Source organism: Bacteroides thetaiotaomicron VPI-5482, from assembly GCF_000011065.1.
In the GTDB taxonomy this organism is placed as follows: Bacteria; Bacteroidota; Bacteroidia; order Bacteroidales; family Bacteroidaceae; genus Bacteroides; species Bacteroides thetaiotaomicron.
The window spans coordinates 1,147,167-1,173,218 of the sequence record NC_004663.1; the positions used below are offsets into that span (position 1 = coordinate 1,147,167).

At 36.1% G+C, this 26,052-nt stretch carries 27 protein-coding genes and 1 tRNA gene; 6 read left to right on the forward strand and 22 right to left on the reverse strand.

Features of this window, described 5'->3' with window-relative positions:
• Positions 1–83: 83 nt before the first annotated feature.
• From BT_RS04695 to BT_RS04760, 15 genes are all read right to left on the reverse strand, one after another.
• Positions 84–368 carry a hypothetical protein gene (locus tag BT_RS04695; protein ID WP_162303158.1) on the reverse strand — a complete coding sequence of 95 codons (285 nt, stop codon included), beginning with the start codon at positions 366–368 and terminating at the stop codon, positions 84–86.
• 78 nt (positions 369–446) lie between these two features.
• Positions 447–671 carry a hypothetical protein gene (locus BT_RS04700; RefSeq protein WP_004323036.1) on the reverse strand — a complete coding sequence of 75 codons (225 nt, stop codon included), beginning with the start codon at positions 669–671 and terminating at the stop codon, positions 447–449.
• Between the two features lie 485 nt (positions 672–1,156).
• Positions 1,157–1,408, reverse strand: coding sequence for a hypothetical protein (locus BT_RS04705; protein WP_011107532.1), 252 nt, complete (start codon positions 1,406–1,408; stop codon positions 1,157–1,159).
• Between the two features lie 23 nt (positions 1,409–1,431).
• Positions 1,432–1,644: a hypothetical protein gene (locus BT_RS04710; protein ID WP_128132114.1), complete on the reverse strand. Its 213-nt coding sequence runs from the start codon at positions 1,642–1,644 to the stop codon at positions 1,432–1,434.
• Between the two features lie 511 nt (positions 1,645–2,155).
• The gene (locus BT_RS04715; RefSeq protein ID WP_005679039.1) at positions 2,156–2,317 is read right to left on the reverse strand and encodes a hypothetical protein; all 162 of its coding nucleotides are present in this window, start codon (positions 2,315–2,317) and stop codon (positions 2,156–2,158) included.
• 6 nt (positions 2,318–2,323) lie between these two features.
• A complete protein-coding gene (locus tag BT_RS04720) occupies positions 2,324–2,575 on the reverse strand; it encodes a hypothetical protein (protein ID WP_005679038.1) in 252 nt (83 codons plus the stop codon).
• Between the two features lie 11 nt (positions 2,576–2,586).
• Positions 2,587–2,733: a hypothetical protein gene (locus BT_RS04725; protein ID WP_157448290.1), complete on the reverse strand. Its 147-nt coding sequence runs from the start codon at positions 2,731–2,733 to the stop codon at positions 2,587–2,589.
• Between the two features lie 36 nt (positions 2,734–2,769).
• Positions 2,770–3,234 carry a hypothetical protein gene (locus BT_RS04730; protein WP_005679036.1) on the reverse strand — a complete coding sequence of 155 codons (465 nt, stop codon included), beginning with the start codon at positions 3,232–3,234 and terminating at the stop codon, positions 2,770–2,772.
• A 24-nt stretch (positions 3,235–3,258) separates the two neighbouring features.
• On the reverse strand, positions 3,259–3,414 hold the full coding sequence (locus tag BT_RS24330; RefSeq protein ID WP_005679035.1) for a hypothetical protein: 156 nt from the start codon (positions 3,412–3,414) through the stop codon (positions 3,259–3,261).
• Between the two features lie 36 nt (positions 3,415–3,450).
• Positions 3,451–3,669, reverse strand: a complete 219-nt coding sequence (locus BT_RS04735; protein WP_005679034.1) for a hypothetical protein — start codon at positions 3,667–3,669, stop codon at positions 3,451–3,453.
• Position 3,670: 1 nt separating this feature from the next.
• Positions 3,671–3,862, reverse strand: a complete 192-nt coding sequence (locus BT_RS04740) for a hypothetical protein (protein WP_005679033.1) — start codon at positions 3,860–3,862, stop codon at positions 3,671–3,673.
• A 268-nt stretch (positions 3,863–4,130) separates the two neighbouring features.
• Complete coding sequence (locus BT_RS04745; RefSeq protein ID WP_005679031.1) at positions 4,131–4,919, reverse strand: ADP-ribosylglycohydrolase family protein; 789 nt, start codon at positions 4,917–4,919, stop codon at positions 4,131–4,133.
• A 231-nt stretch (positions 4,920–5,150) separates the two neighbouring features.
• Positions 5,151–6,230, reverse strand: a complete 1,080-nt coding sequence (locus tag BT_RS04750; protein ID WP_162303159.1) for a penicillin-binding transpeptidase domain-containing protein — start codon at positions 6,228–6,230, stop codon at positions 5,151–5,153.
• Positions 6,231–6,249: 19 nt separating this feature from the next.
• Positions 6,250–6,579, reverse strand: coding sequence for a hypothetical protein (locus BT_RS04755; RefSeq protein ID WP_004323044.1), 330 nt, complete (start codon positions 6,577–6,579; stop codon positions 6,250–6,252).
• Between the two features lie 24 nt (positions 6,580–6,603).
• Entirely contained in the window at positions 6,604–7,077 is a 474-nt protein-coding gene (locus BT_RS04760) for a hypothetical protein (protein WP_004296542.1), read from the reverse strand.
• Between the two features lie 991 nt (positions 7,078–8,068).
• Between BT_RS04760 and BT_RS04765 the strand changes: the two genes are divergently transcribed.
• Positions 8,069–8,815 (forward strand): hypothetical protein, encoded by a 747-nt coding sequence (locus tag BT_RS04765; RefSeq protein WP_011107535.1) that lies wholly within the window; start codon positions 8,069–8,071, stop codon positions 8,813–8,815.
• Between the two features lie 55 nt (positions 8,816–8,870).
• On the opposite strand, the gene BT_RS04770 is transcribed toward BT_RS04765, so the two are convergent.
• From BT_RS04770 to BT_RS04800, 7 genes are all read right to left on the reverse strand, one after another.
• The gene (locus tag BT_RS04770) at positions 8,871–9,458 is read right to left on the reverse strand and encodes a tyrosine-type recombinase/integrase (RefSeq protein ID WP_011107536.1); all 588 of its coding nucleotides are present in this window, start codon (positions 9,456–9,458) and stop codon (positions 8,871–8,873) included.
• Between the two features lie 345 nt (positions 9,459–9,803).
• The gene (locus BT_RS04775; protein ID WP_011107537.1) at positions 9,804–10,820 is read right to left on the reverse strand and encodes a DUF3871 family protein; all 1,017 of its coding nucleotides are present in this window, start codon (positions 10,818–10,820) and stop codon (positions 9,804–9,806) included.
• A gap of 714 nt (positions 10,821–11,534) precedes the next feature.
• Positions 11,535–13,328, reverse strand: a complete 1,794-nt coding sequence (locus tag BT_RS04780) for a hypothetical protein (protein WP_011107539.1) — start codon at positions 13,326–13,328, stop codon at positions 11,535–11,537.
• A gap of 75 nt (positions 13,329–13,403) precedes the next feature.
• A complete protein-coding gene (locus BT_RS04785; RefSeq protein ID WP_011107540.1) occupies positions 13,404–13,883 on the reverse strand; it encodes a hypothetical protein in 480 nt (159 codons plus the stop codon).
• A 173-nt stretch (positions 13,884–14,056) separates the two neighbouring features.
• On the reverse strand, positions 14,057–14,881 hold the full coding sequence (locus BT_RS04790) for a hypothetical protein (RefSeq protein WP_011107541.1): 825 nt from the start codon (positions 14,879–14,881) through the stop codon (positions 14,057–14,059).
• A 77-nt stretch (positions 14,882–14,958) separates the two neighbouring features.
• Complete coding sequence (locus BT_RS04795; protein ID WP_105100257.1) at positions 14,959–16,179, reverse strand: site-specific integrase; 1,221 nt, start codon at positions 16,177–16,179, stop codon at positions 14,959–14,961.
• Between the two features lie 117 nt (positions 16,180–16,296).
• A tRNA-Gly gene (locus BT_RS04800) sits at positions 16,297–16,369 on the reverse strand.
• Positions 16,370–17,110: 741 nt separating this feature from the next.
• Here BT_RS04800 and BT_RS04805 point away from each other — a divergent pair.
• The 5 genes from BT_RS04805 to BT_RS04825 all read left to right on the forward strand — a co-directional run bounded on the left by BT_RS04805 (position 17,111) and on the right by BT_RS04825 (position 26,043).
• Positions 17,111–18,523, forward strand: a complete 1,413-nt coding sequence (locus BT_RS04805; RefSeq protein ID WP_011107543.1) for a TolC family protein — start codon at positions 17,111–17,113, stop codon at positions 18,521–18,523.
• A 6-nt stretch (positions 18,524–18,529) separates the two neighbouring features.
• Positions 18,530–19,519, forward strand: a complete 990-nt coding sequence (locus BT_RS04810) for an HlyD family secretion protein (RefSeq protein WP_011107544.1) — start codon at positions 18,530–18,532, stop codon at positions 19,517–19,519.
• Between the two features lie 4 nt (positions 19,520–19,523).
• Complete coding sequence (locus BT_RS04815) at positions 19,524–20,708, forward strand: ABC transporter permease (protein ID WP_011107545.1); 1,185 nt, start codon at positions 19,524–19,526, stop codon at positions 20,706–20,708.
• Positions 20,692–21,861 carry an ABC transporter permease gene (locus BT_RS04820; RefSeq protein WP_011107546.1) on the forward strand — a complete coding sequence of 390 codons (1,170 nt, stop codon included), beginning with the start codon at positions 20,692–20,694 and terminating at the stop codon, positions 21,859–21,861. Before BT_RS04815 ends, BT_RS04820 begins: the two co-directional genes overlap by 17 nt.
• 192 nt (positions 21,862–22,053) lie before the next feature.
• Entirely contained in the window at positions 22,054–26,043 is a 3,990-nt protein-coding gene (locus BT_RS04825; RefSeq protein WP_011107547.1) for a hybrid sensor histidine kinase/response regulator transcription factor, read from the forward strand.
• Positions 26,044–26,052: the final 9 nt, after the last annotated feature.

Sequence of the window (26,052 nt, forward strand, 5' to 3'; positions counted from 1 at the left end):
GAAAGTGTAGTCTATTAAAAGTACACTTGATACAGCTATATGTATTATCAAATACCATTTAACAATCTTGATAATTTTATTCTTCATTTGGTTTTAGGTATAAATATCTCCTTACCATTCTCATCGTATTCTACATAACAATCAGTAAGTCCTTCTATGATGTAATCTCTTATAATGCCTAGATGTTTATCTACTTGTTTAGTTATATATTCAGCATTGTGTCCTGCTCCGAACTTCTCTTCTCCTACTACATTAACAATAATCTTATTATCTTCATTCATGTAGATAGGTCTGCACTGGTTACAAATAATGTTGATACCTTCATTTACACAATCATCATTGCCAATAGTTATTACTAACGTTGCCATAATCATTTAAGGTTTATAGTTATACTTTCCATAATGTAAAATTACTCTTTATTAGAGGATTAAACTAGCGTAAGAATGTTAAGTATTGTTGCTGAATTGTTCATCTGCTTGTTCGTCTTCTTTAGTAGATTCTACATCTTCCATAGAATCAAACCAATCTTCCCAGTCTTCCCATGTACAGAACGTATCTGCTATTATTACTTCTCCAGTTTCTAAATTTGTGTCATAACGTCTAGAAGGAGATACACATTCATGTTTCCATTTACCTATTATCTCCACATAAGGACCTTTCTTCTTTGCCATAATTATTTATTGTTATTATTCATAATCATAGGAGCTGTTGTACCAAATCCATACTTATTAAACTTCTCATAAATTCTTCTTATTAATATCAGAAAGCCATTGGACCGTGAGGCATATTTCTAAGCTCCTCTAAGCTATTAACTCCAAACATTCTACATAGTTCCTCTAAAGTGGGTATGTATATATCATCAGTGAAGCTATCTACACAAATACCCAACTCTTCCATGATGTCCATTATCTCACTTGCTGTCATTGTTTCCATACATCCAATACTCTGCTGTTATCATATTCATAGTTATTCATCTGCCTGTTCATCTAGCATATCATCATCTTCCTCTCACTCTATAAATGCCAAAAGCTCACCTGTCTTGGCATCTCTTATATATCTAATTCCAGGAGCTACATATTCAGTAACTACCTCTTTATCACCCCACCATGGTACAAATGTGTTACTCATTATCATAATTCATTCTTATTAATATAGGTTAGAAACTCATATCTGTAACTTCATCTGTACTTCCAAACTCTCCTTTACAATTATACAATTCCTTTATTTCTTCATCAGTACGTATAATACCAGTTTCATTAAGGAGTTGGAAATTACCATAATTCTCGTAAATTGGTTTAGTAAGCTCTATATCTTCATCTCTCATATCACTAAAGTCAGTAACGTACTCTACTAACTTTTTACTTGGGTCACTAAATCTGTTAGCAACTTCTTCGTCTTTATTTATCATATTAATTCATTTAAGGTTTATAGTTATTCATCTTCCTGTTCGTCTAAATCACTTGAACCGTCTGTCAAATTACTCCAATCAGTGATATATGACGTCAATTTAACTAATGGCTCTCCATTACTAATACTAGCTTTGACATTAGCTTCCATTCGTTTCCATATATCTTCTAGTTCCTGCCACTCTTCTTCTGGAAGGTCTTCCGGTTTTATTACTGGATATTTTACTTCATCATTCATTGTCATAATTGTTAATAGTAGCCGCAGTAGGAACTCCAACTGCTGTACCAAATCCATACTTGTTAAATCTTCTCATAAATTCATTCTTATCCTTATTAATTACTATATTTGCAGTATTGTTTAACTTTAAATACTCAATAGATATGGCTAAGTTTATATTAAAACGTAAGCAATTTAAGTCTAGTACACTAATTACAGTTCGGAATGCCATAACTGGTAACAGTACAGTTCCAGATGATACTTGTCTTGATTATTATTTTAAAATTAAAGACTATCATCTTTCAGTTATGTTCTGCCCAAGTTGCCATAAACTTATGTTTCGTAAAAGAGTATTTCCTAATACAAGGGACAACAACATAATGGTAGGTGGACATGTGGAACTCGTATTCTTCCCACAGTTTAAATACATAATACCAATATGTAAAGAGTGTAATGATAAAAAGCAAAATCTACGACCGTTTAAAGTTGAATTAGACAGATTGTGTCGGGCTCCAAGAGAGTAGGTATTAACCTACTCTTTAGCCTCTATATTACTCTCTAAACATTCATCAAATACAGTATTAAGTACCTCATTTGCTTGTTCCTCTGTTATTACGTCATTATTAACCATTTCATATAATAACATCGGTATTAGTTCTTCTGCCATTTCTACATTTAATTTATATCCTTCCATATTAATTCATTTAATATTGCCTTTACTAATTAATCCTTCTATAATGAAGTCTCTTATTGTATCTAGATATTCATCTACTTGCTTCTCCACATACTCACGTGGAAATCCTCCTCCAAAGTTCTCATTACCTGCTATATTAATAGTATAGCTACATTCTCCATTATCTTCGTATGGTGGAAGTAAACGGTCCATTACAATTCTAAGAGACGCATCATATACTTCCAATACTACTTCACCGCTTTTAAATTCACGTTTCATAATTCCAGTTATTAATCCATTGCCTCCATTTCCATTAGTAATAACCACTTTAAATCTTCATCTTCAAGCTTATCTATGAAGCCATAAGGGTCTTCCCAAAACTCCTCTTTGGGAATATTATATTCTTCTAATGTCCTATTCAGTGTCTTTAGTAACATAATCATTGGTTTTATTTAAAATTACCGGAGTGCCAATCATAGTTGACCACTTCGATAACCATTACGTTCCTTATCTATAATGTGATACATCTTCTCAAATGTAATTTCTATCGCAGACATATCATAGCTCTTAATAACTCCTTCATTAGAAATTACTCTCACTTGTAACGTGTCTTTGTCTGATTTATGAGATGTTATGTGGTGAGTACGCTTCTTATCAAATTCTGGAGTAAATATATCTAATTCGTTTCTGAAATGGGAATTATTAATATAATCTACTATGTAGCTATAATCACTAATAGAATGGCATACTCCTATAACTTCTTGATTGCAGTATATAGACTTCTGATATTCAGCAAACATTATTTTAAAGCTATCTACAGTATATTCCTTATTCGCATTATAGAACTTTATACGTGCAATACTTCCGTCTGATAAATCAGACAGTTTAGTCATTCTTCTTTGTGGTCTGCTTATCCACATTTCTTCCATTAAATCCATAAATTGTTCCTCCGATTTAATGTATTATAATCCCATATAGAATGCTAGCATAAGCTTTGCTGCCTGATTGTCCAACTTGTCAATAAATGCTTTAGGGTCTTTCCAAAACTCCTCTCTTGATAATCCGTACTCATCTAGTACAGAATTAATCCCGTTTCTCCACTGTTCTGCTGTTATCATATTTGTTCATTTTAGATATAGTTATTCATCTCATATCTAATCCTCATATATAATACCGTCAATTTCTGGTAAATATCCGTGTATAATACCTTCTGCTTCTTTTATGAGTACCTCTTCATAGCTAAAGTAGATAGACCTACGCATATAACCATGATTGTATCTTTCTACTAAGCTAGTGAGTAGTATTATTTCAGCTTTAGATACTTCTTTAGGATTTACACCTAACTTTATTATTAAAGTCTCTACTGTCATCATATTAACAATTACTACTAGGTGGTATATAATCATCTGGTACATCATGCGGTTCACGTGGGTCTGACTTCCATTCACTAATAGTTATCTCTGCTAATATGTCATTCACTCCTTCTTCTGTTAATTCCCCAGAATCACATTTAGCACAAAGCTCATCTATAAGCTCTATGTATTCATTCATTGTTACCTTTCTCATAATTCATTCCTCCTATTAATGCTGTACCTACTGCGTTCTACACCTTCTCAATACACGCCTTATAAGTAAATAGAATAGTAGTATAGTGATAGTAACTAATAGAACATCTTCTACTTGGCATAGTATATAATGTAATGTACCACCTTTAATTACTAGATTATAATATGCTCCACATTTATATTCATACCACCAATAAGATAATACTGCTTGTATGCAACATTCTGCTACAACTAGTACCAATAATACAATTCTTACATTCCGCATCTTATTAGCTGCTAATAAACATTCTATAGAACCTTTGCATTATATCAATAAATTCTTCAGACAGTCTTTTAAGAACTTCATCTATGATATATTGAGGAATCTCTTTATAATATGCTTCTGCTATTCCACCTGTAATAGCCCCCATTGTATCAGCATCGCCACCTAAAGATATAGTAAGACGGATAGCGCTTTCATAATCCGTACTCTCCAAGAAAGCGATAATAGATTCTGGTATTGTACCTTGACAGCTTTCATTGAAGTGGTATGTAGGTCTTATATCATCACAAGTTCTATTTAGATTATATCCAAATGTAGTTTCAACATACTCTTTAATCTCCTGCTTGGATTTACCAGTACGAGCCAAGTATATACAAGCTGCTGTAGCCTGTGCTCCTTTTATTCCTTCTGGATGATTATGTGTGACTTCTGCACTTTGTTTGGCAGCTTCTAATGTTTCCTCTAAAGTATTAAAAGCCCAATCTATAGGGCTTACTCGCATGGCTGAACCATTTCCCCAACTGTTATATGGTTGAGGATTATCAGCTCTCAACCATTCATAGAACATACTTCCATAACTACTGTGATAGCGATTACCATAGTCCTGCATTATGCCTAATAAGCTATCGCCTGTTAATAGCCAATCAGCATTGGCGATAGTCATTATGGTATCATCAGTAAAGTGTGATGAAGAACCATTGAATAACGGGAAGTCAATAGACTTTATTGGGACAAATTCATAGTAAGAACCTATTATATCTCCTGCTATTGCACCTATCAGTATATCAGTATTCATTGTTACTAAAATTAAGTTGGAATAAAGATATGAATTAATCTGTGGATTTCAATGTACTTCATAAATGCTTTATATACTCTTCGTTACTTATCTAATCCGTTATATTATCTATCATTCTTCATCAGTATAGTTACTTCCCTGATTACATTTAGTTCTGCGATAGAATATGAGTACTTTCTTCTTTAGTAACCAATGAATTAGTAACCTTTAATGGATGTTTCTTATTCCAGATTATTCTTTATAAGATATAATGTTATCAATAATCTTCTTAAATACATCACCTGTCATTAGTCCACCACTTGCAGGTAATCCAGCCTTATTAATAGATACAATGATACTATACTTAGGATTATCAGTAGGGAAGTAACCACAGAACTCTACCGCATACATATCCTTAGTACTATCCTCATTAGTAGATAACGAACTAGTTCCCTGTATACCTGCAACTACTACCTTATCAGACTTGGCAGGTTGACCTAATCCGTCAGTAATATTAAATACTAGAGCTTTCTTCAAACTATCAATACTAGCCCTACTAGCTATTTGGGGATTAATAACTACTACACTATCCTTATATAGTTGAGGCTGTATCATCTTCCCATTATTGGCGATAGCATTATAGAAGGTTAGTATTTGAATTGGCGATACATGTTGATTGTAACCGATACTAGACCATACAAAGGCTGTCTTAGTCCAGTTGTTATCTTTAGGAGTTACAAAGTGTGCAGGCTTTAGATTGGCTATTCCATTGATACTATCCGGTTTACCATAGCTCATATTAGCTAATAAATCAAAGTATGCTTGGGGATTATTAGCAAATGCTTTCTCCATAGTCTTATAAATAGCAATATTGGAACTAGCTGCCAATCCTTCCTGTACTGTAAGCTCACCATATCCCCCTCTATGCCAATTATGGTCTTTAAGCTCTCTGCCATGAATTTGGTAGATACCATTTCCAGTATCAACCTTATCACTCAACTTCACCTTACCAGTTTCTAAAGCTGCCAATAGCGATATTGGGTGCATCAGACCAGTAGACTGCCATACAGAGAAGTTCTCACATGATTGGTAGTTCGTACTGTCTTTCCTAGTAAGTCCAACCAGAGCTTTTATTTGCCCTGATTGAACTTCCATTACTATAACCTGCCCAGATTGGGCATTTATCTCTGACAACTTGCTTTCCAATATGGCAGTAACATTAGTTTGTAATGTACTGTCTATGGTGGAAATAGGTGCTGTTACTTGCTGTCTGGATTGGCAAGAACAAAGTACAACGATTAATATAGTGCACTTTAACAATATCTTTTTCATACGAGCATACCGTATAAATTTATATACAAATCATAGTAATGGATGCAGGCGAATATTGATTATTCAAGGCACTAACAATAACGGGAATGCCACAAAATACATTCGTACTCTGTATCTCCTTTGCAATCATAGAGATGTGAGGTTCAATTCCCAATAGGTGAATTGCTTTTAGATTATCCTCATAATCAATTAATAAGTGCACATCATAGTACCCTAATTTATAATTGCTTAAAACAAATCCCATTTTATAAAAATTATCAAATTCCTTTTTATCTCTTGGCTTATATTCAACGCCATGCTCCAAACATTTCTGCTTGAAATTGATAATAAATGTTTGTAAACGATTCATACTCTCATTCATTTACGATTATAGTTACTTCAAATCAGTTAATTTTACTAATTCGTCACCAGTATTAAGCCATAAGGCATAAGAAAATCTATTAATAGTTTGGGAAGCACAGAATTGATAATATTCTTGCATTTGTTTCTCATTAAAGAAGTGACAAGCATCCATAATGTGCATAGCGGCATCAATATAGGTGTACATATCCGTATCTATAAGCCTATAATATTGCCTTATATGCTTTTGGCATGAATTAAATATTGCATCCAAAATAGTCATGGCAGTTACATCTCCTTGCTTCTCATTTAAGAAAGTAACTTGCTGACTAATATCTGTTATAAATTCTTGGGTATTGGTATGCGGTATGCCAATTAATATATTTTGTTGTGGCAGAAAGTCTGGATGTCTGAAACGTGATGTTATGACACTGTCTATTACATTTCCCTCTTCCAGATTGATTATTATGTCACTTCCTTTTAAAGTTACCATTAATTTGCGATACATAATTCCATTTATTTATGTTTGTCCTATTTATTCTTTATGTAGGCATATAAGAAGAAACCTGCAATAACAAGTATGACTATTATATGTAATGCCACACTACCGTTACTGTTAAAATCTGCATAGTCTGACATCCTACCTCTGCTTAATAAAATTATCAATGAATACATAATCTTAAATTTTAATAGTTCTGTATGTTAGTTGCTATTCAACCTTTCATAGTGAAGGGTATATAATCTAAATAATCCTTGTTAAAAGGTTGAATATAATTCTGTGGATTCATTCTACTATCTGATAATAGAACTGAATAGGTAAGTAAGTAGTATGTCTGCTTCTTATAGATATTGATTTATACTTCCCAATTCTCCCCAAGAAAGTAGTTAATCATAGTATTTAAAGTACTAGAGAACCGATAGCATATAATTGACTGCTATAATACTTTATTTTGTCACAAATATAATAATTACTTAGTTTATTTGCCCAAAGATTTTAATATAAAAATGCCTAATCTCTGGATTTAGTAAAGATTTTAACTGTCTACATACTGTTTGAGAGGTAGGAGCTAGTTGTAAATATGCCTGTTTCATAGTCTATTATTAGTTGTATCTAGTTCCCGATAGATACAATTCTACATACAAATAGGTGCGGGAACTGCCAATGTATATGTCTCCAAGCATCGCCAAACGCTCCAATCACAAATACACAACAGTAACCCGCACCAGACGATATATGAACTATCATTAGATAGGCATATAGCACTAGTGCGGTGTTGTGCACGTTCCTGTGATTGTATAAATTTTGGCGAATTTAGAGACAAGAACTATGCAAAACACCTTTCGTTAATATGTCCTCCTATTTCTAGGATTGGCACAAAGATAATGAAAGGTTTTAATATGTAAATAAGATATGTCGATTAATCTTAGATTTCTTACTCTTCAATATGGCTATTATTATAAATATGATTAACTTTGTCTGCAAATTAAAACGAAGAGAAATGTCTAATAATAATACAATGGATAACACATCGCAGATAGAACTATTTCAGAAGTATTGTTCTTTATTGAAGAAACAAGACTTTGATAATGCTAATACTCTATTCAATAAGATAGATTGGTTTAGATTTTGTAAAGTTGGTTACCATAATGTACTAAAGACTGTTCCTGTAATAACAGAAGACCTTTTATTATCCATTTTCTGTAGTAGGGATAGTCGTGGTTTATGGGATTTCTATATTGATAACTTCATTCTAAAAGTCAGTATTCGTCGTAAAATGTCTCCAAAGGTTGAAGCATTTGGTTGGAAACATGTTTATCAAATGGATTATCCTGCTCGGGATGACCGCTTTATATTAGTTTCTATATTGAGTAAATATTCATTGACTGATAGAATGACTAATGAGGAATTGGATTATTATAACCAATTTTCAGAAGAATTTACAATTTATAGAGGAACTAATGAAGAAGAATTTGAAAGTAAAGAGTTTGGAGTTAGTTGGACTCCCGAACAGAAGGTCGCGGAATTCTTCGCATTTAGGGAAGAAGAGTTGACTTCAGAAAGAAGTAAACGAATAGTGCTTGCGGCTACAGTTCATAAGGCTGATATAGTAACTTGTTTATTGGGAAGAAATGAATATGAGTTTATAGTAGCCCCCGAGCGTTTATTAGATATTCATGTATTATTGAATCAAAGAACTAATTTGTATGATATTTATGTTGATGAAGTGAGACATATTAGGTTATAAGTAGGACATTAAGAGTTTGTATTTAAACCTCTTAATATATCCTACTTATGTTTAGTCAGAAGCTAAGACAGTCATAAGTATTTAATAATTCCTCTTGCCTCAATCCCAAGTATCTTTTAGTAATTGATACACTGGAATGATTGAATAACTCCATGAGCTTAACAAGTGCAAGCTCCGAATTATCACTGTTCATATTATAAACCTGTCTGCCAAAAGTCTTTCTAAGAGAATGACACGAAAAATTGCCTATTTGTAGCTTGTATTTCTTTTTAATCTCTTTCAGCATGACATTGATTCTCTGAACTGTGTACACTGTCCCCTTCTGACTTATCAATACAGGAGCATTTATACCAACTGGATTTATATGCTCATAACAATCTCTGATATGTTGCTGTAGCTGCATATTAATCCTAATTGTCCTTTGCTTTCCTGTCTTAATCTCTATAATGGTAAATTCTTCTGCATCTAGTATCTGATTCCACCTCAAAGCAAGAATATCAGAAATTCTTAGACCTGTGAAGCAACCTAAAGCAATAAGAAGTGACATCTTATAATTACTATCCCTTGCCAACTTTCTTATTAAGTTCATTGCTTCGCTCCATTGCAGATAATCTGCTGTTGTACTTGAATATTTAAGTGACATAACGTTCTGTTTTATAGTGAAACTAATAAAAGTGAATATTAATTTTGAGTTGGAATATCTAACTTACTGATTATTAGCTAAACATTCACTAATAACAGAAGTGAATATTATACTACTGGCTAATAATAGAGAAAGAGTACCTATATATAGTATATAGATACCCTTTCAGTAGTACTATAATCTCTTAGTAAGACAATAGCCAATCAATAGAATATATCCAATTATCATAACTGGATATAATAGCACACTTACAAAGAACGTAGCAATCACAGCAAGTAGATAAAACAAACTCCTCATAGTTTCAGATATTGAGTATTTGACAATCCTATGTATTCTCAAATACCATTAACTAAGAAACCATTGGTATTTGTTATCACCATGTAAAGCGGAACATATACCCGTTGCAAGTTCTGTAGCATTATAGGCTCTATCCAAGAATGAATCTATATAGCTACTCTTATTTGCCCCTGTGAGCAAGTTGTAAAGTTTCCACATAGACAAATCATTTCCCAAGCTACCAAAGTTCTCATCATTGATATAAGCCCTAGCCACATTGTTAACCTGTGTATCAGTAAGCAACATTTTAGGTATATCTTTCTGATAGCCTTGCGGTAATGACTGATAAAGTCTCATTCTTCCAAGTAGTTGGCAGAACTGATGCTCCGTCATACTGGTATTGCCTAAAGACTGCATCAAATGTATGTGTTTGGCTGCATCGTATTTGTGGAACATTTCCAATACCGCTTGATATAAATCCCTTGTATTGGTAACTTCCAAGCAACTAAGATAACCGTCTGTAGATACACATAGATTTGTGCAAACCTTACAAGTAAAGCCAATAAACACTTTAAACCGCTCCGCACCTTTCTTTGAATAAAGGTTGGTATGGTTATAAGCTCTGACACCACCAATAGTAAGGGTTAGCCTGTTACCGTGTACTGTCTCATAGATAGTAGGAACTTCAATAACAAAAGCGCACCTTTCGTAGTAGATAGTCTTGTCACTCTCTAGTAACTGATTTGCAGGTTTGTGTATTGCTTCGGGAATTCTACCTTTGATTACATGAGAAACACGAATATCTGGCGATTCAATTTGTTCACCGCTAAAGAATGTATTGGTTGCATCCTGTACCGCTTCAATGAAAGCCACATGAGATAATGTAGCTTCATTGTCCTTTGCGAATACTGGTATAATGCAATCATTCCTTAGATGTTCCAAACTGGCTTCAATCGTATTGGCTTCAATGAATAGAGGTCGTTTCTGCTTAATAATTGGCTCTTCAATTATTACCGCTTCTTCTGCATATTCACCAAAGTTTCTACTAGTTCTTTGTACTGGCATAATCTGTAATGTTGATTCCATAATCTGTAATTTATTAAGTTAATATTAGAAATTTCTCTGTCTGAAAGCTAAGCAAGCCACAATCAGTATTAATAATCCAATAAAGAACTGTGGCATTAAGACTACTGGCACAATTAGAATTATCCCAAACGTCAATAAAATCTTTAAATTCTCCATACGCATAATAATAGATTAGTAAATAGTGTATTTAAGGACAAAATGAGGGCTTGACATGAAGTTCTTTCTTATCACTTTCCTTTGTGCATCTTTATATGTAGACATATACAAATCATTGATAAGTCCGCACATTTCAGAAGTTCAAAAGGTTTGTGGGCTGAATAGCAATTCATGTTATCCTTTCTTTTTCCTAATGATTTGGTATGGGGGTGTTAGTAGTTTCACAGAAGCTTAGCGCACGATATACATCTGATGCGCTCACTGACAAATTAAATATTTCACTCTATAGCTGCATAAAGTCTAAATAGAAACACTTCCTCAAGAAAAGGGTCGGGGTATGAATTTCAAGTACCTATATTTTTGAATTCGGGGGATAAGATAGCTGTTGCGTGAGGGTGATACCGGAAATGCTTATAAATGCAAATAACTCCATATCCATAAGGCTTGGAGTTACTTATTATTGCATTATGAACACATGAAGACAGTTGATTCCGAGAGACTGGTATTTCTGAAGGAGGGTCTATAAAGTGGACATCTGCCAAATTTCCCCAGTCCTTATTAATTGAGTACACTGACTATTAATAAACCTTCCTTACCTTTAGGAGTGGCTCGGTCACAGTTAAAGTAGTTACGTAAGGTCTGTGCTGTGACCCGTTCTTGTGGGGCGATACCACATTCTTCATAAATCCGCTTGATTGTAGTCTTAATATCGGTCAACAAGTATCTACCGCCAACTTTGAAGTAATCGTGTATTAATTCTGTTACTTGTGGTGATTGACATTTGGCCTTATAAATTTCCAATTTTAAGGCATTTGTAATATATCGAAGTCTACGTACTTCTTCGATACCCAGGATTTCAACAGCTTCCACTATCAGAGGGTCAGATTTATAAATGTCCTTTCTAAACTCGTAATCGGATTCCGTTTCATAAGGTAGAATCTTCTCCAATATATCAACTATCACCTTCCGTTTAGACACAATAGACTTATTAGCATTACGAAGTTGTAACCATTCAATATTACCTGCTTTATATAAATAAGAAGCTCTAAATGCGGAGAAATACTTCATCAGCACTTCATCGGTATAGGTTGTAAATAAGGTATCTTCACTTAAATACATATTTCTTACCATTACCTCATCTACATAGTTATCAACCGCACAATAGGATTTATTATTGTGTCTGTCTAGGAATTGATTGAATGGAGAGGTCTTTAGCAAAGTACGAAATGCACATTGACTTCCATTATCAATGGCGTTACCTAGTTCTCTTCGTATAAAGTTATAATTGATTTCATAAATCTCCACTTCACGCAATACTTCCTCCTTACTTCTATATGTATAATCGGTGAATGTGTTAGTTATATGTGTAATGTAATTGACACCGTTTCTGAATCTGCCAACTATCTGTATCATATCAGAATAAGGGTCTAATACAGTGTGTTCAACTAAATTTACATCGGACAGCATGATTAAATCCGGTTTACATTCCAATTCTATATCCATACCTGCATAAAACCTACTTGTAAAGAAATTAAACTTCCTCATCCGTTTAGGCTCAAACCTTGAATAGGCGTTCTTGAAGTTAAGAGAGTACTTTAGTTTTCGAACACTCTTGTTTGCACAGAATACTGTTGATTCTTCAAGTATGCCTGTCTTCTCCATGAGAGCATAGATAGTATCTGTGGAATTAAGGAATACGCAGATGCAATCGTTCTTTGAATCCCTTACTGTTACCTTGAATCGTTCCAGTGTGTTGTTGGTGTATTGAATGTGTATATCCTTGTCATAGGAGAACTGTGGTTCAATTACTAATCTCTGGAAGTCATTGAATCGTGGGTCTGATAGTTCAAGAGGTGTGGCAGATACCAGTGCTTTACCTTTGAATTGGAAGAAGTCGTCCAGTGGTAGATAAATGCCTTCTCTGTAATCCGCATCCTTCACAAGTTTATGTGATTCGTCTATCAACATGAAGCATTCACTGTACATATACATATCCAGTTCTTCAAATGCCTTCTTTACCTTATGAAATGATTCGGGGGTTACTAGGAATTTGCAGTACTTATCTTTGGAAGCAAGAATGTACTCCTTGACATCATCTACTCCAACCTTATCAATCACTCCTATCAGATTATCGTGAGTATGCTTGGGGTCATTGCATTTGCATTGGATAGTCGATACGTTCGGTTGAATTATTATAGAATGGCGTTTGGCTTTGATTTCACCATAAGTCGCACCCAATCCTGTCAGAGTTTTACATAAAATCGTATCGGTCGGTATCTCTTCAAGAATAGTGGTCAAATAGGGTATCTTGTCGCCTTTAGTTTTATATAGTTTAATAGCTTTAGTTACCATAATGATATATCTTTAAAATTACAGGTTTGAGAAATAGGGGAGAGAGCTACCGGTAAACTCTCTCCTTTGGTTTGATTAAAGCAGTTTCTTATCTGCCAAATAGTCCATTAGTTCATCGGTATGTTCAAGGCGGAAGTACATTCTTCCATTAGGGAAGTTGAACACCGCATTTACATAACCGTAAACGGTTCGGAACAGTGGAGCGATTTGGGGTGTGAATCCTTCATCAATCAGAAGTTTGAACAGGTCAGTTGTGAAGTCCTGGCCCTCTTCATTAGGCTCTACCTCATTTGCTCTTACCGTGTCCTCATTTACTGTACTATTATTAAGGTAGCCAACAAGCAGACTAAGAAGAGACTGATTCACTCTAACCTTGAAACGGGCTACTTTCTTGGTTTCGATGCCGAATGCCGGATAATTGTCTTTGTCCGTGTAGACACTAACCACAATGGATTCACCGTTATTCACTCTTGAGAGTAATTCTCTATACGCACTCTCATTATCGTAGGTTGCACTTTTAGGCGTGCCCAAACCATTTAAATTAAATGTTGCCATAAAGCTTAATTTAATTAAAGTTAATAAATAATGTAATCGAGAGTGGTGCACCGCTTGTCTCTGAATTACGATGCAAATATCGGTAGAAAGCTGAATATAAGGGCGGAGAGATTGGGGTGATTCATTTGGATTATGAATTAATTTCCCCCCAATTTAAAACAGGGTGTATTATCTTATTTGTTGGGTCTTATTAGTTCCTTTATACGGTCTCTCTTAGCCTTGTTGATTCGATATTGATTCTCATAACTGGAATAATCATTGGAGAAATACCCTAAGAACATGAGGGTGTCATAGATAAAGCAGGCAGGTTTTGTCCCTACTTGAGTACGTGAAGGAAGTGGTTTGACGAATCCCCTCTGTATCAATCTTTGATATAAATGATTGACTACGGCAATGGAGTTATCTTCAAGTATCATCATTTCCTTGTCTCTTATCTGTTGAAGATTACTCTTGTTAATGGAGACAGGTTGCGGGTTATTAGCAGCATAGGTATAGATATTCTTATCCTTTTTATAGATAAAGCTATTAGGAGGAGTTGGGGAAGTCCACATAATAAAAGAGGTGTACTCTTCTAACTTACGTTTCTCTTTTAGATACTGAAACAGTTTCTCTTGTATGACGTTCTCAATGAAGCTCTTCTCATCAGCCTTTAAGGTTTGACGGTCATTCGTTTCTAACACAAACTTAACACTTTCCGCTCTCTTGAAGAGTAGCAGTAAATCACATAGTTGAATTAGTTTGTGGTCACAAACGGGAAGGTCATAACAGTTGAGTAGATTCTTAAAGATGTCAGGATTCAATTCCTTTACAATTCGGTATTTTTGAGCACATTCACAAATATTCTCTCTTATTGCTTCAATTGTTTGTGAGACTGTTGAATAATCAACTTGTTCCTGTAATAAGGCAGAACCTTTATTGGTAATCTTGATGAGAGCTAATAAATACTCTATAAGGTCGGTAGATATGTTTAATTGGTCTTCGTATGTTACTTTAATCATGGCTTTATCTCCTTATAGGGCAAATATATAAATAAAATCCCACCTGCAATAATTACAAGTGGGATTAATTGAAGGTACTATAATAAGTTCTTCATTGCATCATCTATCTGTTCGTTATCGAAACTATCAAGGTATATTTGTGTTGTTGCTAAATCAGAATGTCCTAACGCTTCACTTATTAATGCAATATTTACTCCTGATTTCTTCAATACAGTCGCAAACGAGTGACGAGCTACATAAGTAGTTAAGTTAATATCAAGTCCTGATTGTGTAGCTATTAATTTAAGATTACTGTTAACCTTACTTAATATCTTATGGATTCTATTCTGTTTCTGCAATGCTGTCTTATGTACCTCTACATTTAGAATGGGAAATAAATATCCATGACTATCAGGGGCATACCGTTCAATTATTCTTAAAGCTGCGTCAGATAATCCCAACTTAATAAGCTTACCTGTCTTCTGCCGTATATAATGTAACCTTTTGCCGTCAACAATGTTCTTACTTGTTAAATTGGCAATATCAGTAAAATTGATTCCACCACATAAATAACTAAACATGAATATATCCTTACTTAATTGTACGTATTGTCGCTTACCAACAGAAGATATATCGGCTGTCAGCTTCATTATATCAGCTTTGGCTATAGCCCTCTTCTCTGTGCTGACATCAAATTTACCAATCTTGTATTCATTGAATGGATAGTCTGATTTACGTGCATATTTATTCTCAATAGCTTTATTATATGTACTACGTAAAGTACGTAACATCAAACTCATAGTTGTCTCTTTGTTACCTTTAGAACGTAACCATTTCTCATAATTACAAAGCCATGAAGGGTTAATTGCGCTGAATGGAATATCTAAATTACCTTTAGTGAAGGTATAAAGAGAATTATATGAAGATTTATAAATGAGTCTATTGCCACATTTACTCTCATTTGCATATTGTTTTATTAAATCCTGATAGAACTCACCAACTGTCTTATGTTTAACTGTCTTATCTGTATCATTGAGAAGAAGCATATTGGCGGTATACTCCCTGTCATCTGATTTTAATTCTAACATTCGTTGCTGAAGTTCTGCCTGCTTATTGAGGATTATCTTTTGAATGTATTCTCTATTTGGGCAACTAGGTTTAAGCCTATTTCTAGTAAAGTCCCAATACTTAACAGGAATAGAAATTCCCAAACTCTGATACTTCTTCTTACTATCTTTACAGATACGTAACATTAATGGTACTTCTCCATTTGCAAGCGTCTTCCACTTACAACATACGACGTTAATAGTTGCATTCATGACAAATTTTGGTTGAACTCTTGGTTGAACTTTAGTCAGTTCAACCACCGTTTAACGTCTTATTCTATAAACAAAAATCAGGTAGTCATTTTAAGATAACTGCCTGATTTTCAAATGAGCGGTAAACGAGGCTCGAACTCGCGACCCCCAGCTTGGGAAGCTAATGCTCTACCAACTGAGCTACTACCGCATTACTTGTATCTTTCATAAAAGCCTTATGAAATGGTGATGCAAAGGTAAACATAATTTTTATATCTCAAATAAATTTCTTCAAATTTTAGTAGAGGAAAATCTATATTATAATTTCTATTCCAGATGAAAAAAAGAATCGGATATGAAAAATCGTATATTCGATTGCTGTATAATTTAAAATATACAGATAGAAATAAAATGATTCGATAAAATCCTCTGGATTTCTAATCAGATATTTTCAGAACTTAATATTATTGGATTTACTTCTTGTCAATATGTGCGATTTTATCAGTTTATGCTAACGATAAGTTAATTGTATGCTTACTAACTGATTCAATCTGAAAGATTAAAATGATTGAGATATTAGTTGTATCCGGAACAAATAATCTGTTTCACTTGTGTTTTATTCATTCCTTTTAAGGGAGCAGAACGTTCCTCAACGACCAATGTCCCGTTGGTTTAAAACCAAGGAGTCGTTCCTTTAAAAGGAAATAGCTCAAATAACGTTCTTTTTCTGTATAATCCGATAATATATATGCAAAAATATATTGAAATTCTGTATGTTATTACGCGTTTTTATGCATAATTTCTGCTGTTTGATGAAATATGTATGGGGCTATTCTTTGTGTAATCTTAAATATAGAACATTTTTTTAAGATTCTTTCTCTGTTTGTTAAAGTGAACAAACCCGTCCTCTCATCTGTTAGAAAGTCTCAATTTTAGATTTAACCTAACCAGCATGAAAAAAAATAAGATACTTTTTGTACTATGGGCTTTGTGTTTTTTCGTCATTCGGACAAATGCACAGACACCGCTAAGTTTCGAAGAATCGTTGCACCTGCTTAATCAGGGAAATCAGAGTTTGAAGATAGCTGATAAAGGGATAGAGATTGCCAAGGCAGAACGTGACAAGCTCAATGCTTTTTGGTATCCTACCTTGCAGTCTACAGGTGCATTTGTGCATATGTCCGAGAAGATAGAAGTGAAGCAGCCACTGTCTCAGTTTACTGATCCGGCAAAAGACTTTGTACATTCCATTATTCCGGATGACCAGATAATCTCAGCTATTCTGGATAAAATAGGAGCCAATACTCTTGTCTTTCCACTAACTCCGAGAAACTTGACGACTGTTGATCTGTCAGCAGAATGGGTGCTCTTTTCCGGAGGAAAAAGATTTCGTGCAACAAATATTGGTCGGACAATGGTGGATCTGGCGCGAGAGAATCGTGCACAGACTGCTGCAAGCCAGCAAAACCTGTTGGCAGAAAGTTATTATGGTCTGCGACTGGCGCAACAGGTCGTAGCGGTACGTGAAGAAACTTATAAAGGTCTGCAAAAGCATTATGAAAATGCTTTGAAACTGGAAGCTGCCGGAATGATAGACAAAGCAGGACGACTGTTTGCCCAAGTGAATATGGATGAAGCAAAACGGGCATTGGAAGCTGCACGAAAGGAAGAAACAGTGGTGCAAAGTGCCTTGAAAGTTTTGTTGAATAAAAAAGATACGGATGAGAATATCGTTCCTACTTCTCCCCTTTTCATGAATGATTCGTTACCACCCAAAATGCTTTTTGATATGTCGGTCAATAGTGGAAACTATATGCTTAATCAACTGCAGCTGCAAGAACATATCGCCAAGCAGGAAGTACGGATTGCCCAAAGCGGATACTTGCCGAATATAGCCCTTTTTGGAAAACAGACCCTCTATTCGCATGGCATTCAAAGCAATTTACTGCCGCGTACCATGGTGGGAATCGGTTTTACATGGAATCTCTTTGACGGACTGGATCGGGAAAAGAAGATCCGGCAATCAAAGCTAACCCAGCAAACGTTGGCTTTAGGGAAGATGAAAGCACGCGATGATCTTGCTGTCGGAGTGGATAAACTCTATACACAATTGGAGAAAGCTCAGGATAACGTAAAAGCGCTGAATGCGACCATCGAACTGAGTGAAGAACTGGTACGTATCCGAAAGAAATCCTTTACTGAAGGGATGGCAACTTCTACCGAAGTGATTGATGCTGAAACTATGCTTGCCAACGTAAAAGTGGCTCGTCTGGCAGCATATTATGAATATGATGTGGCATTGATGAATCTTCTTTCACTCTGCGGCACACCGGAACAATTTGTAAACTATCAACCTAAACCGTAACAAACAATGAAACCAACTAGTAGAACCCTTTCATGGGCATTCGTCATTATTATGCTGGCAGTCGGTATTTTTACTGCTCTGGGAATAATATTGATGCACAAACAACCGCTCGTCCTGCAAGGGCAGGCAGAAGCGACAGAAATCCGTATTAGCGGGAAACTTCCCGGACGTATCGATACCTTTTTGGTTCAGGAAGGTGACTGGGTACGTCAAGGAGATACTCTTGTTGTGATCAACAGCCCCGAAATACATGCCAAGTATCAGCAGGTGAATGCATTGGAGCAAGTAGCCGTGCAGCAGAACAAGAAAATAGATGCCGGTACCCGCCGACAGATTGTTGCTACCGCGCTGCAACTATGGAACAAAACAAAAAGTGATCTTACACTGGCTAAAACAACTTATAACCGTATTCTTACCTTATATAAAGACAGTGTTGTCACTTCCCAGCGGAAAGATGAAGTGGAAGCTATGTATAAAGCTGCTGTTGCAGCCGAACGGGCAGCCTATGAACAATATCAGATGGCGGTAGACGGTGCACAGAAAGAAGATAAAGAATCTGCCGCCAGTATGGTGAATGCTGCCAGAAGTACGGTGGAAGAAGTTTCGGCACTATTGGTCGATGCCCGGCTGACAGCACCCGAAAACGGTCAGATAGCTACCATCTTTCCTAAACGTGGGGAATTGGTTGCGCCGGGAACTCCTATTATGAACTTGGTTGTCATGGACGATATTCATGTAGTTCTCAATGTGCGTGAGGATTTGATGCCACAATTTAAGATGGAGGGCACCTTTGTTGCGGATGTACCTGCCATCGATAAAAAAGGTATTGAGTTTAAAATCTATTATATCAGTCCGTTAGGAAGTTTTGCTACTTGGAAATCAACGAAGCAGACCGGAAGTTATGACTTACGAACCTTCGAGATTCATGCCCGTCCCACTCAGAAAGTGGATGACCTGCGCCCCGGTATGTCCGTATTACTGACATTAAATGAATGATAGAATGAGTTCATCACAAACATATTCTCCTTTTCGTTCCGTGCTGCTCAGGGAGTGGCGACGGATGACTTCACGACGCCTTTATCTGTGTGTGTGTATCATCCTGCCGCTATTTACCCTTTTCTTCATGGCAACAATCTTCGGCAACGGGCAGATGGAAAACATTCCCATCGGTATTGTCGATCAGGACAATACTGCCTCTTCACGGGCAATCACCCGAAATATATCTGCTGTGCCAACATTTAAAGTGACAAGGCATTTTGTGAATGAGGAAGCTGCCCGAAAGGCCGTACAGAAGAAGGAAATTTATGGTTATCTCTCCATTCCTCCCAAATTTGAGCAAGATGCTATTTCGGGAAAGAATGCGACTCTCTCCTATTATTATCATTATGCGTTGCTTTCGGTAGGTGGCGAATTGATGGCTGCTTTCGAAACGTCGCTGGCTCCTGTGTCGCTCTCTCCCATTGTGATGCAAGCTGTCGCTCTCGGAGTGGAACAAGACAAGATCACTACATTCCTGTTGCCCGTACAAGCCAGCAATCACCCTATATACAATCCGAGTCTGGATTATTCGGTTTATCTGAGCCAACCGTTTTTCTTCGTCTTGTTTCAGGTATTGATTTTACTCATTACTGTATATGCAGTCGGAATTGAGATTAAATTTCGCACTGCCGATGAATGGCTGTTTGTTGCCAAAGGAAATATGGTAACGGCTGTTTTAGGAAAACTACTCCCCTACACCATTATCTTTATTCTGATAGGATGGCTGGCAAATTATGTGATGTTCGGCATTCTGCATATTCCTTTTCAAGGAAGCTGGTTATTGATGAATATGCTGACAGCGCTTTTTGTCGTGGCAACACAGGCATTGGGATTATTCCTGTTTTCACTATTTCCGGCTATCTCTCTGATCATAAGTATTGTTTCCATGGTCGGCTCTTTGGGAGCTACTTTGTCCGGTGTCACTTTTCCGGTGCCCAATATGTATCCTTTGGTACGAGATGCTTCCTATCTTTTCCCTGTCCGGCATTTCACGGAAATGATGCAAAATATGCTCTACGGGGGGAGTGGTTTTATTCACCTTTGGCCATCGGCTGTGATACTATGTATCTTTCCGCTGCTGGCTTTAGTGTTACTTCCTCATCTGAAACGTGCCATAGAAAGTCATAAATATGAAAAAATTAAATAAGTTACAACAGTTATCGTTCATCATCCGACGTGAATATCTGGCTATCAGTACCAGCTATGCTGTATTACTGGTATTGATGGGTGGAATCTTCGTGTACGGATTGCTCTATAATTATATGTATGCCCCCAATATTGTGACGGATGTCCCGGTTGCCGTAGTCGATAATTCACATAGCGAGTTGAGCCGTAACTTCATCCGCTGGCTGGATGCTACGCCTCAAGCGGAAATTTATGATCAGGCTATGGATTATCACGAAGCTAAGGAATGGATGAAAGCTGGAAAAGTACAAGGTATTTTATATCTCCCTCATGATTTTGAGGAACGGGTATTTCGTGGAGATGAAGCCGTGTTTTCTCTGTATGCCACTACCGATGCTTTTCTCTATTTTGAAGCCTTACAAGGAGCTTCTTCACGTGTGATGCTGGCTATCAATGACAAATATCGTCCGGATGGAGCAGTCTTTCTGCCTCCCCAGGGATTATTGGCGGTAGCTATGGCACAGCCTGTAAATATAGCGGGAACCGCACTCTATAACTATACGGAAGGATATGGATCTTATCTGATTCCGGCCGTTATGGTCATTATCATTTTTCAGACATTACTGATGGTCATTGGTATGGTGACCGGAGAAGAGCATATGACAAAAGGCATCCTTGCTTATACTCCCTTCGGAAAAAGCTGGGCAGTCGCTATACGTATTGTATCAGGGAAAACGTTTGTTTACTGTAGTTTGTATGCTGTTTTTTCATTCTTTCTATTAGGGTTGCTTCCTCATTTCTTTAGTATTCCCAATATTGGAAACGGATTGTATATTGTATTGATGATGATCCCCTACTTGCTGGCGACATCTTTTCTGGGGCTGGCAGCCTCCCGATATTTCACTGATTCGGAAGCACCATTGCTTATGATTGCCTTTTTCTCGGTAGGACTGATTTTTCTTTCCGGTGTTTCCTATCCGATGGAGCTGATGCCTTGGTATTGGAAAGCTGCTCATTATATTTTTCCGGCAGCACCTGCTACACTCGCCTTTGTGAAGTTGAACTCAATGGGAGCAAGTATGGCTGATATCCGACCCGAATATATTACTTTATGGATTCAGGCAGTTATCTATTTTATATTAAGTGCATGGGTATATAAAAAGAAACTCAGCTGAAAGTAGTATTTTAGTTGCATATTTTAAACTGATATCGCTCAAAAGTATAATATTTCAACCAACGAATAATTAACTATGGAAATAAAAAAGTTTTGTTGAACATTTTACTTGATTATCTCGTCCTTTTTTATTTATTTTGTTAACTATTATTTGGAGATAGACCATAGTACTACTTTAAATACAACTATTTATATGAGGAATATTATACTATTTTTATTATTACTGCCGTTAATGGCATATGGACAAACATACAAACATATTGGAGTAGAGGATGGTTTGAGCAATCGGAGAATATACAATATTCAGAAGGATCACCAAGGATATATGTGGTTTCTTACTAATGAGGGTATGGACCGATATAACGGTAAGGATATAAAGCACTATAAACTTATCGAAGAAAACAAACAATTGAGTTCCGAAATACATCTCGGATGGCTATATGCTGATAAAGAAGGCGGGATATGGGTCATTGGAAAAAAAGGACGTATTTTCCAGTATGAAGAAAAGTATGATCGTTTTACAATGGTCTATAAGTCACCGAAAGTCACTGATGCCATCAGTTACGGTTATTTGGACCGTAACAACAATTTATGGTTATGCGGCAAAGATTCTATTTTGTTGTATAATACTAAGACTACTCAGGTTATGCGGCTTCCTAATTTGTTGGAAGATAATATTACGGTAGTAGAACAGGCTGATGACACTCATTTCTTTATAGCAACAGAAATGGGGGTCCGGTATACTCAGTTTGAAAACGAAGCTTTGAAAGTCATTCCTTTAGATATGCTTGATCATGTCTATACGCAAATTAACAGTCTCTATTTCCATCCTCAGCTTCACAGACTTTTTGTAGGAACTTTTAGTGATGGTACTTTTGCCTATGATATGTCTGCTCATCAAATTATCAAATCAGATACGAAGTTGGGTGATGTGAGTATTACTCATATCAGACCGTTGAATCAAAAGGAACTACTGGTTGCTACGGAAGGAATGGGAGTACACAAAATTGATGTAAATACTTGTAATACCTCTCCGTTCATTGTGGCAAACTACGAAAGTTATAATGAGATGAATGGAAATAATATTACCGATATTTATATTGATGAAGAAAAAAGAATCTGGCTTGCTAATTACCCGGCAGGAATCACAGTAGTCGATTTCCGTTATAAGAATTATCGTTGGATAAAGCATTCTATCGGTAATAAGCAGTCTATCGTCAATGATCAGGTACATGCGGTTATTGAAGATAGTGAAGGAGATTTATGGTTTGGAACCAGTAATGGGATAAGTTTCCAGGATTCAAAAACCGGTCAATGGCATTCTTTTCTGAGTTCTTATGATAAGCAGCTGAAAGATAAGAACCATATTTTCATTACTTTATGCGAAGTTTCTCCGGGTGTTATCTGGGCAGGAGGATATACGTCGGGTATTTATAAGATTAACAAGAAAACATTGTCTGTAGAGTACTTTTCGCCTTTTCTTCTTAGCTCTGTCAACATACGTCCGGATAAGTATATCAGGGATATGATTAAAGATTCAAAAGGATATATATGGTCGGGAGGGTATTACAATCTAAAATGTATTGATCCTAGAAAAAATACTGTCCGGTTGTATCCCGGAGTCAATACTGTTACGGCGATTGAGGAAAAAGATACTAATTTCATGTGGGTGGGGACAGCTACTGGACTTTTTCTGCTTAACCGGAATTCCGGTGAATATCAGTATATATTAATGCCTGTGGAGTCAACATATATCAATACTCTTTATCAGGCCAATGACGGATTACTGTATATCGGTACAAACGGCTCGGGAGTACTTATATATGATCCTGGAAACATGAGTTTTGAACACTATTACGCTGATAATTCGGCACTTGTATCTAACAGTATTTATACGATTCTTCCGGAAATGAACGGACAGATAATGATGAGTACGGAAAATGGAATTACCAGCTTTTCTATAGAAAAGAGATCATTTCATAACTGGAGTCGCGAACAGGGAATGATGTCTGCTTGTTTTAATGCAACTTCCGGTGCGTTACGTAAGAATAATAATTTTGTTTTTGGCAGTGTTGATGGGGCAGTTGAATTTCCGGCAGGTATAAAGTTGCCGGATTATGAATATTCGAAAATGATATTCAGCGATTTTCATATTTCCTATCAACCGATTTATCCGGGAGAAAAAGATTCTCCTTTAGAGAAAGACATTGATAAGACTGATGTGTTGAGACTTAAATATGGTGAGAATACTTTTTCATTTCGTGTTTCTTCCATCAACTATGATTTTCCTTCTCATTCAGTTTATTATTGGAGGTTGGAAGGCTCTTCTTATAATGAATGGGTACAACTGAGTGGCAATAGTTTAATTCGTTTTACCAATTTAAGTCCCGGCAAATATAAACTTTATGTACGTGCCATATCGAAGGAAGAACCTAGTATCGTTTTCGAAGAACGGCAAGTTGGAATTATCATATCGCAACCTGTATGGCTAAATGGCTGGGCTATATTCATATATATGCTTCTGATCGTCTTTGTTTTCAGCATTGCTTTCCGGATAATGATTCTGAAAAAGCAGAAAAAGATATCGGATGAGAAAACACATTTCTTTATTAATACAGCTCATGACATCCGCACTCCGCTTACGCTGATAAAGGCTCCTTTGGAAGAGTTTGTTGAGGAAGAAACACTGACAGAGATCGGTTCGCAGCGTATTAATACGGCATTGAGAAATGTGAATGCCCTTTTACGGTTGAGCACTAATTTAATCAACTTTGAACGGGCCGATGTTTATTCTTCCGAATTGCGTATCTCAGAATATGAACTGAACACGTATATGAATGAGATATGTAATAGTTTTCGTTCGTATGCCAATATCAAGCATATTGATTTTACTTATAAGAGTGATTTTAATTATCTGAATGTATGGTTTGATAAAGATAAGATGGATTCTATCTTAAAAAATCTGATTTCCAATGCGTTAAAATATACTCCAGAAAATGGGATAGTCAGCGTATCTATTTCTGAGACTAAAGACTCATGGAAGCTGGAAGTCAAAGATACGGGAATAGGCATTCCGGCAAACGAACAGAATAAACTGCTTAAGATGCACTTTCGGGGTACAAATGGCATTAATGCAAAAATAACTGGTAGTGGAATCGGATTAAAGCTGGTTGATAAATTGGTGCACCTTCATAGTGGTAAGATAAATATAGAGAGTGTTGAGCAACAAGGCACTACTATCACTGTTGTTTTCCCGAAGGGTAATAAGCATTTCCGTCACTCGAACCTGATAGATCCGGAAAAAACCGGCAGACAGGAAGCTGTACTGGATGCTCCGGTTATATCCGAAGCGGCGGAAAAGACAAACGATGAGAATCTGCAACGTATTCTTATTGTCGAGGATAATGATGAACTACGTGCTTATCTGGTCAATTCATTATCACCGATGTATAATGTACAGGCTTGCGGTAATGGTAAGGAAGCATTGATCATTGTAAAAGAATTCTGGCCGGAGCTTATTCTATCCGATATTATGATGCCGGAAATGCGGGGTGACGAACTGTGTTCCACTATTAAGAATGATATTGAAACATCACATATTCCTGTCTTGTTACTTACTGCTTTGGGTGAAGAACAGAATATTCTCGATGGTTTGGATATTGGTGCTGATGAATATATTGTAAAACCGTTCAGCATAAGAATCCTGAAAGCCAGTATTGCCAATTTATTGGCGAATCGGGCATTATTGCGCAGCAAATATGCGAATTTGGAAATAGATATAGAGGTTAAGACTCCTTTAGCGAAATGTACTAATAGCCTTGACTGGCAATTTTTATCGGCTGTGAAAAAAACGATAGAAGACAACATCAATAATCCTGCCTTTTCTGTTGAGGTTCTCAACGATTTGCATAATATGAGCCGTACACGTTTCTATTATAAACTGAAAGCAATAACAGGACTATCTCCTCAGGAATTGATAAAAACAACCCGGCTGAAACGTGCTACGCAACTATTAAAAGAAGGTGAGTATAATATTACTGAAATCTCGGAGATGTGTGGATTTTCAGAATCCAAATATTTCCGGGAAGTATTCAAGAAAGAATATAAGATGAGTCCGAGTCAATATGCTAAGAAATATAGTATTTCTTCTTCCGGTATTATAGAAGATGATTCAGATGAATAAAATAATAAG

Excerpts from the sequence above, each read along its gene's own strand:
- BT_RS04695 (WP_162303158.1), bottom strand. The coding sequence starts at position 368 with ATGGCAACGTTAGTAATAACTATTGGCAATGATGATTGTGTAAATGAA.
- BT_RS04700 (WP_004323036.1), bottom strand. The coding sequence starts at position 671 with ATGGCAAAGAAGAAAGGTCCTTATGTGGAGATAATAGGTAAATGGAAA.
- BT_RS04705 (WP_011107532.1), bottom strand. The coding sequence starts at position 1,408 with ATGATAAATAAAGACGAAGAAGTTGCTAACAGATTTAGTGACCCAAGT.
- BT_RS04710 (WP_128132114.1), bottom strand. The coding sequence starts at position 1,644 with ATGAATGATGAAGTAAAATATCCAGTAATAAAACCGGAAGACCTTCCA.
- BT_RS04715 (WP_005679039.1), bottom strand. The coding sequence starts at position 2,317 with ATGGAAGGATATAAATTAAATGTAGAAATGGCAGAAGAACTAATACCG.
- BT_RS04720 (WP_005679038.1), bottom strand. The coding sequence starts at position 2,575 with ATGAAACGTGAATTTAAAAGCGGTGAAGTAGTATTGGAAGTATATGAT.
- BT_RS04725 (WP_157448290.1), bottom strand. The coding sequence starts at position 2,733 with ATGTTACTAAAGACACTGAATAGGACATTAGAAGAATATAATATTCCC.
- BT_RS04730 (WP_005679036.1), bottom strand. The coding sequence starts at position 3,234 with ATGGATTTAATGGAAGAAATGTGGATAAGCAGACCACAAAGAAGAATG.
- BT_RS24330 (WP_005679035.1), bottom strand. The coding sequence starts at position 3,414 with ATGATAACAGCAGAACAGTGGAGAAACGGGATTAATTCTGTACTAGAT.
- BT_RS04735 (WP_005679034.1), bottom strand. The coding sequence starts at position 3,669 with ATGATGACAGTAGAGACTTTAATAATAAAGTTAGGTGTAAATCCTAAA.
- BT_RS04740 (WP_005679033.1), bottom strand. The coding sequence starts at position 3,862 with ATGAGAAAGGTAACAATGAATGAATACATAGAGCTTATAGATGAGCTT.
- BT_RS04745 (WP_005679031.1), bottom strand. The coding sequence starts at position 4,919 with ATGAATACTGATATACTGATAGGTGCAATAGCAGGAGATATAATAGGT.
- BT_RS04750 (WP_162303159.1), bottom strand. The coding sequence starts at position 6,230 with ATGAAAAAGATATTGTTAAAGTGCACTATATTAATCGTTGTACTTTGT.
- BT_RS04755 (WP_004323044.1), bottom strand. The coding sequence starts at position 6,579 with ATGAATCGTTTACAAACATTTATTATCAATTTCAAGCAGAAATGTTTG.
- BT_RS04760 (WP_004296542.1), bottom strand. The coding sequence starts at position 7,077 with ATGTATCGCAAATTAATGGTAACTTTAAAAGGAAGTGACATAATAATC.
- BT_RS04765 (WP_011107535.1), top strand. The coding sequence starts at position 8,069 with ATGTCTAATAATAATACAATGGATAACACATCGCAGATAGAACTATTT.
- BT_RS04770 (WP_011107536.1), bottom strand. The coding sequence starts at position 9,458 with ATGTCACTTAAATATTCAAGTACAACAGCAGATTATCTGCAATGGAGC.
- BT_RS04775 (WP_011107537.1), bottom strand. The coding sequence starts at position 10,820 with ATGGAATCAACATTACAGATTATGCCAGTACAAAGAACTAGTAGAAAC.
- BT_RS04780 (WP_011107539.1), bottom strand. The coding sequence starts at position 13,328 with ATGGTAACTAAAGCTATTAAACTATATAAAACTAAAGGCGACAAGATA.
- BT_RS04785 (WP_011107540.1), bottom strand. The coding sequence starts at position 13,883 with ATGGCAACATTTAATTTAAATGGTTTGGGCACGCCTAAAAGTGCAACC.
- BT_RS04790 (WP_011107541.1), bottom strand. The coding sequence starts at position 14,881 with ATGATTAAAGTAACATACGAAGACCAATTAAACATATCTACCGACCTT.
- BT_RS04795 (WP_105100257.1), bottom strand. The coding sequence starts at position 16,179 with ATGAATGCAACTATTAACGTCGTATGTTGTAAGTGGAAGACGCTTGCA.
- BT_RS04805 (WP_011107543.1), top strand. The coding sequence starts at position 17,111 with ATGAAAAAAAATAAGATACTTTTTGTACTATGGGCTTTGTGTTTTTTC.
- BT_RS04810 (WP_011107544.1), top strand. The coding sequence starts at position 18,530 with ATGAAACCAACTAGTAGAACCCTTTCATGGGCATTCGTCATTATTATG.
- BT_RS04815 (WP_011107545.1), top strand. The coding sequence starts at position 19,524 with ATGAGTTCATCACAAACATATTCTCCTTTTCGTTCCGTGCTGCTCAGG.
- BT_RS04820 (WP_011107546.1), top strand. The coding sequence starts at position 20,692 with ATGAAAAAATTAAATAAGTTACAACAGTTATCGTTCATCATCCGACGT.
- BT_RS04825 (WP_011107547.1), top strand. The coding sequence starts at position 22,054 with ATGAGGAATATTATACTATTTTTATTATTACTGCCGTTAATGGCATAT.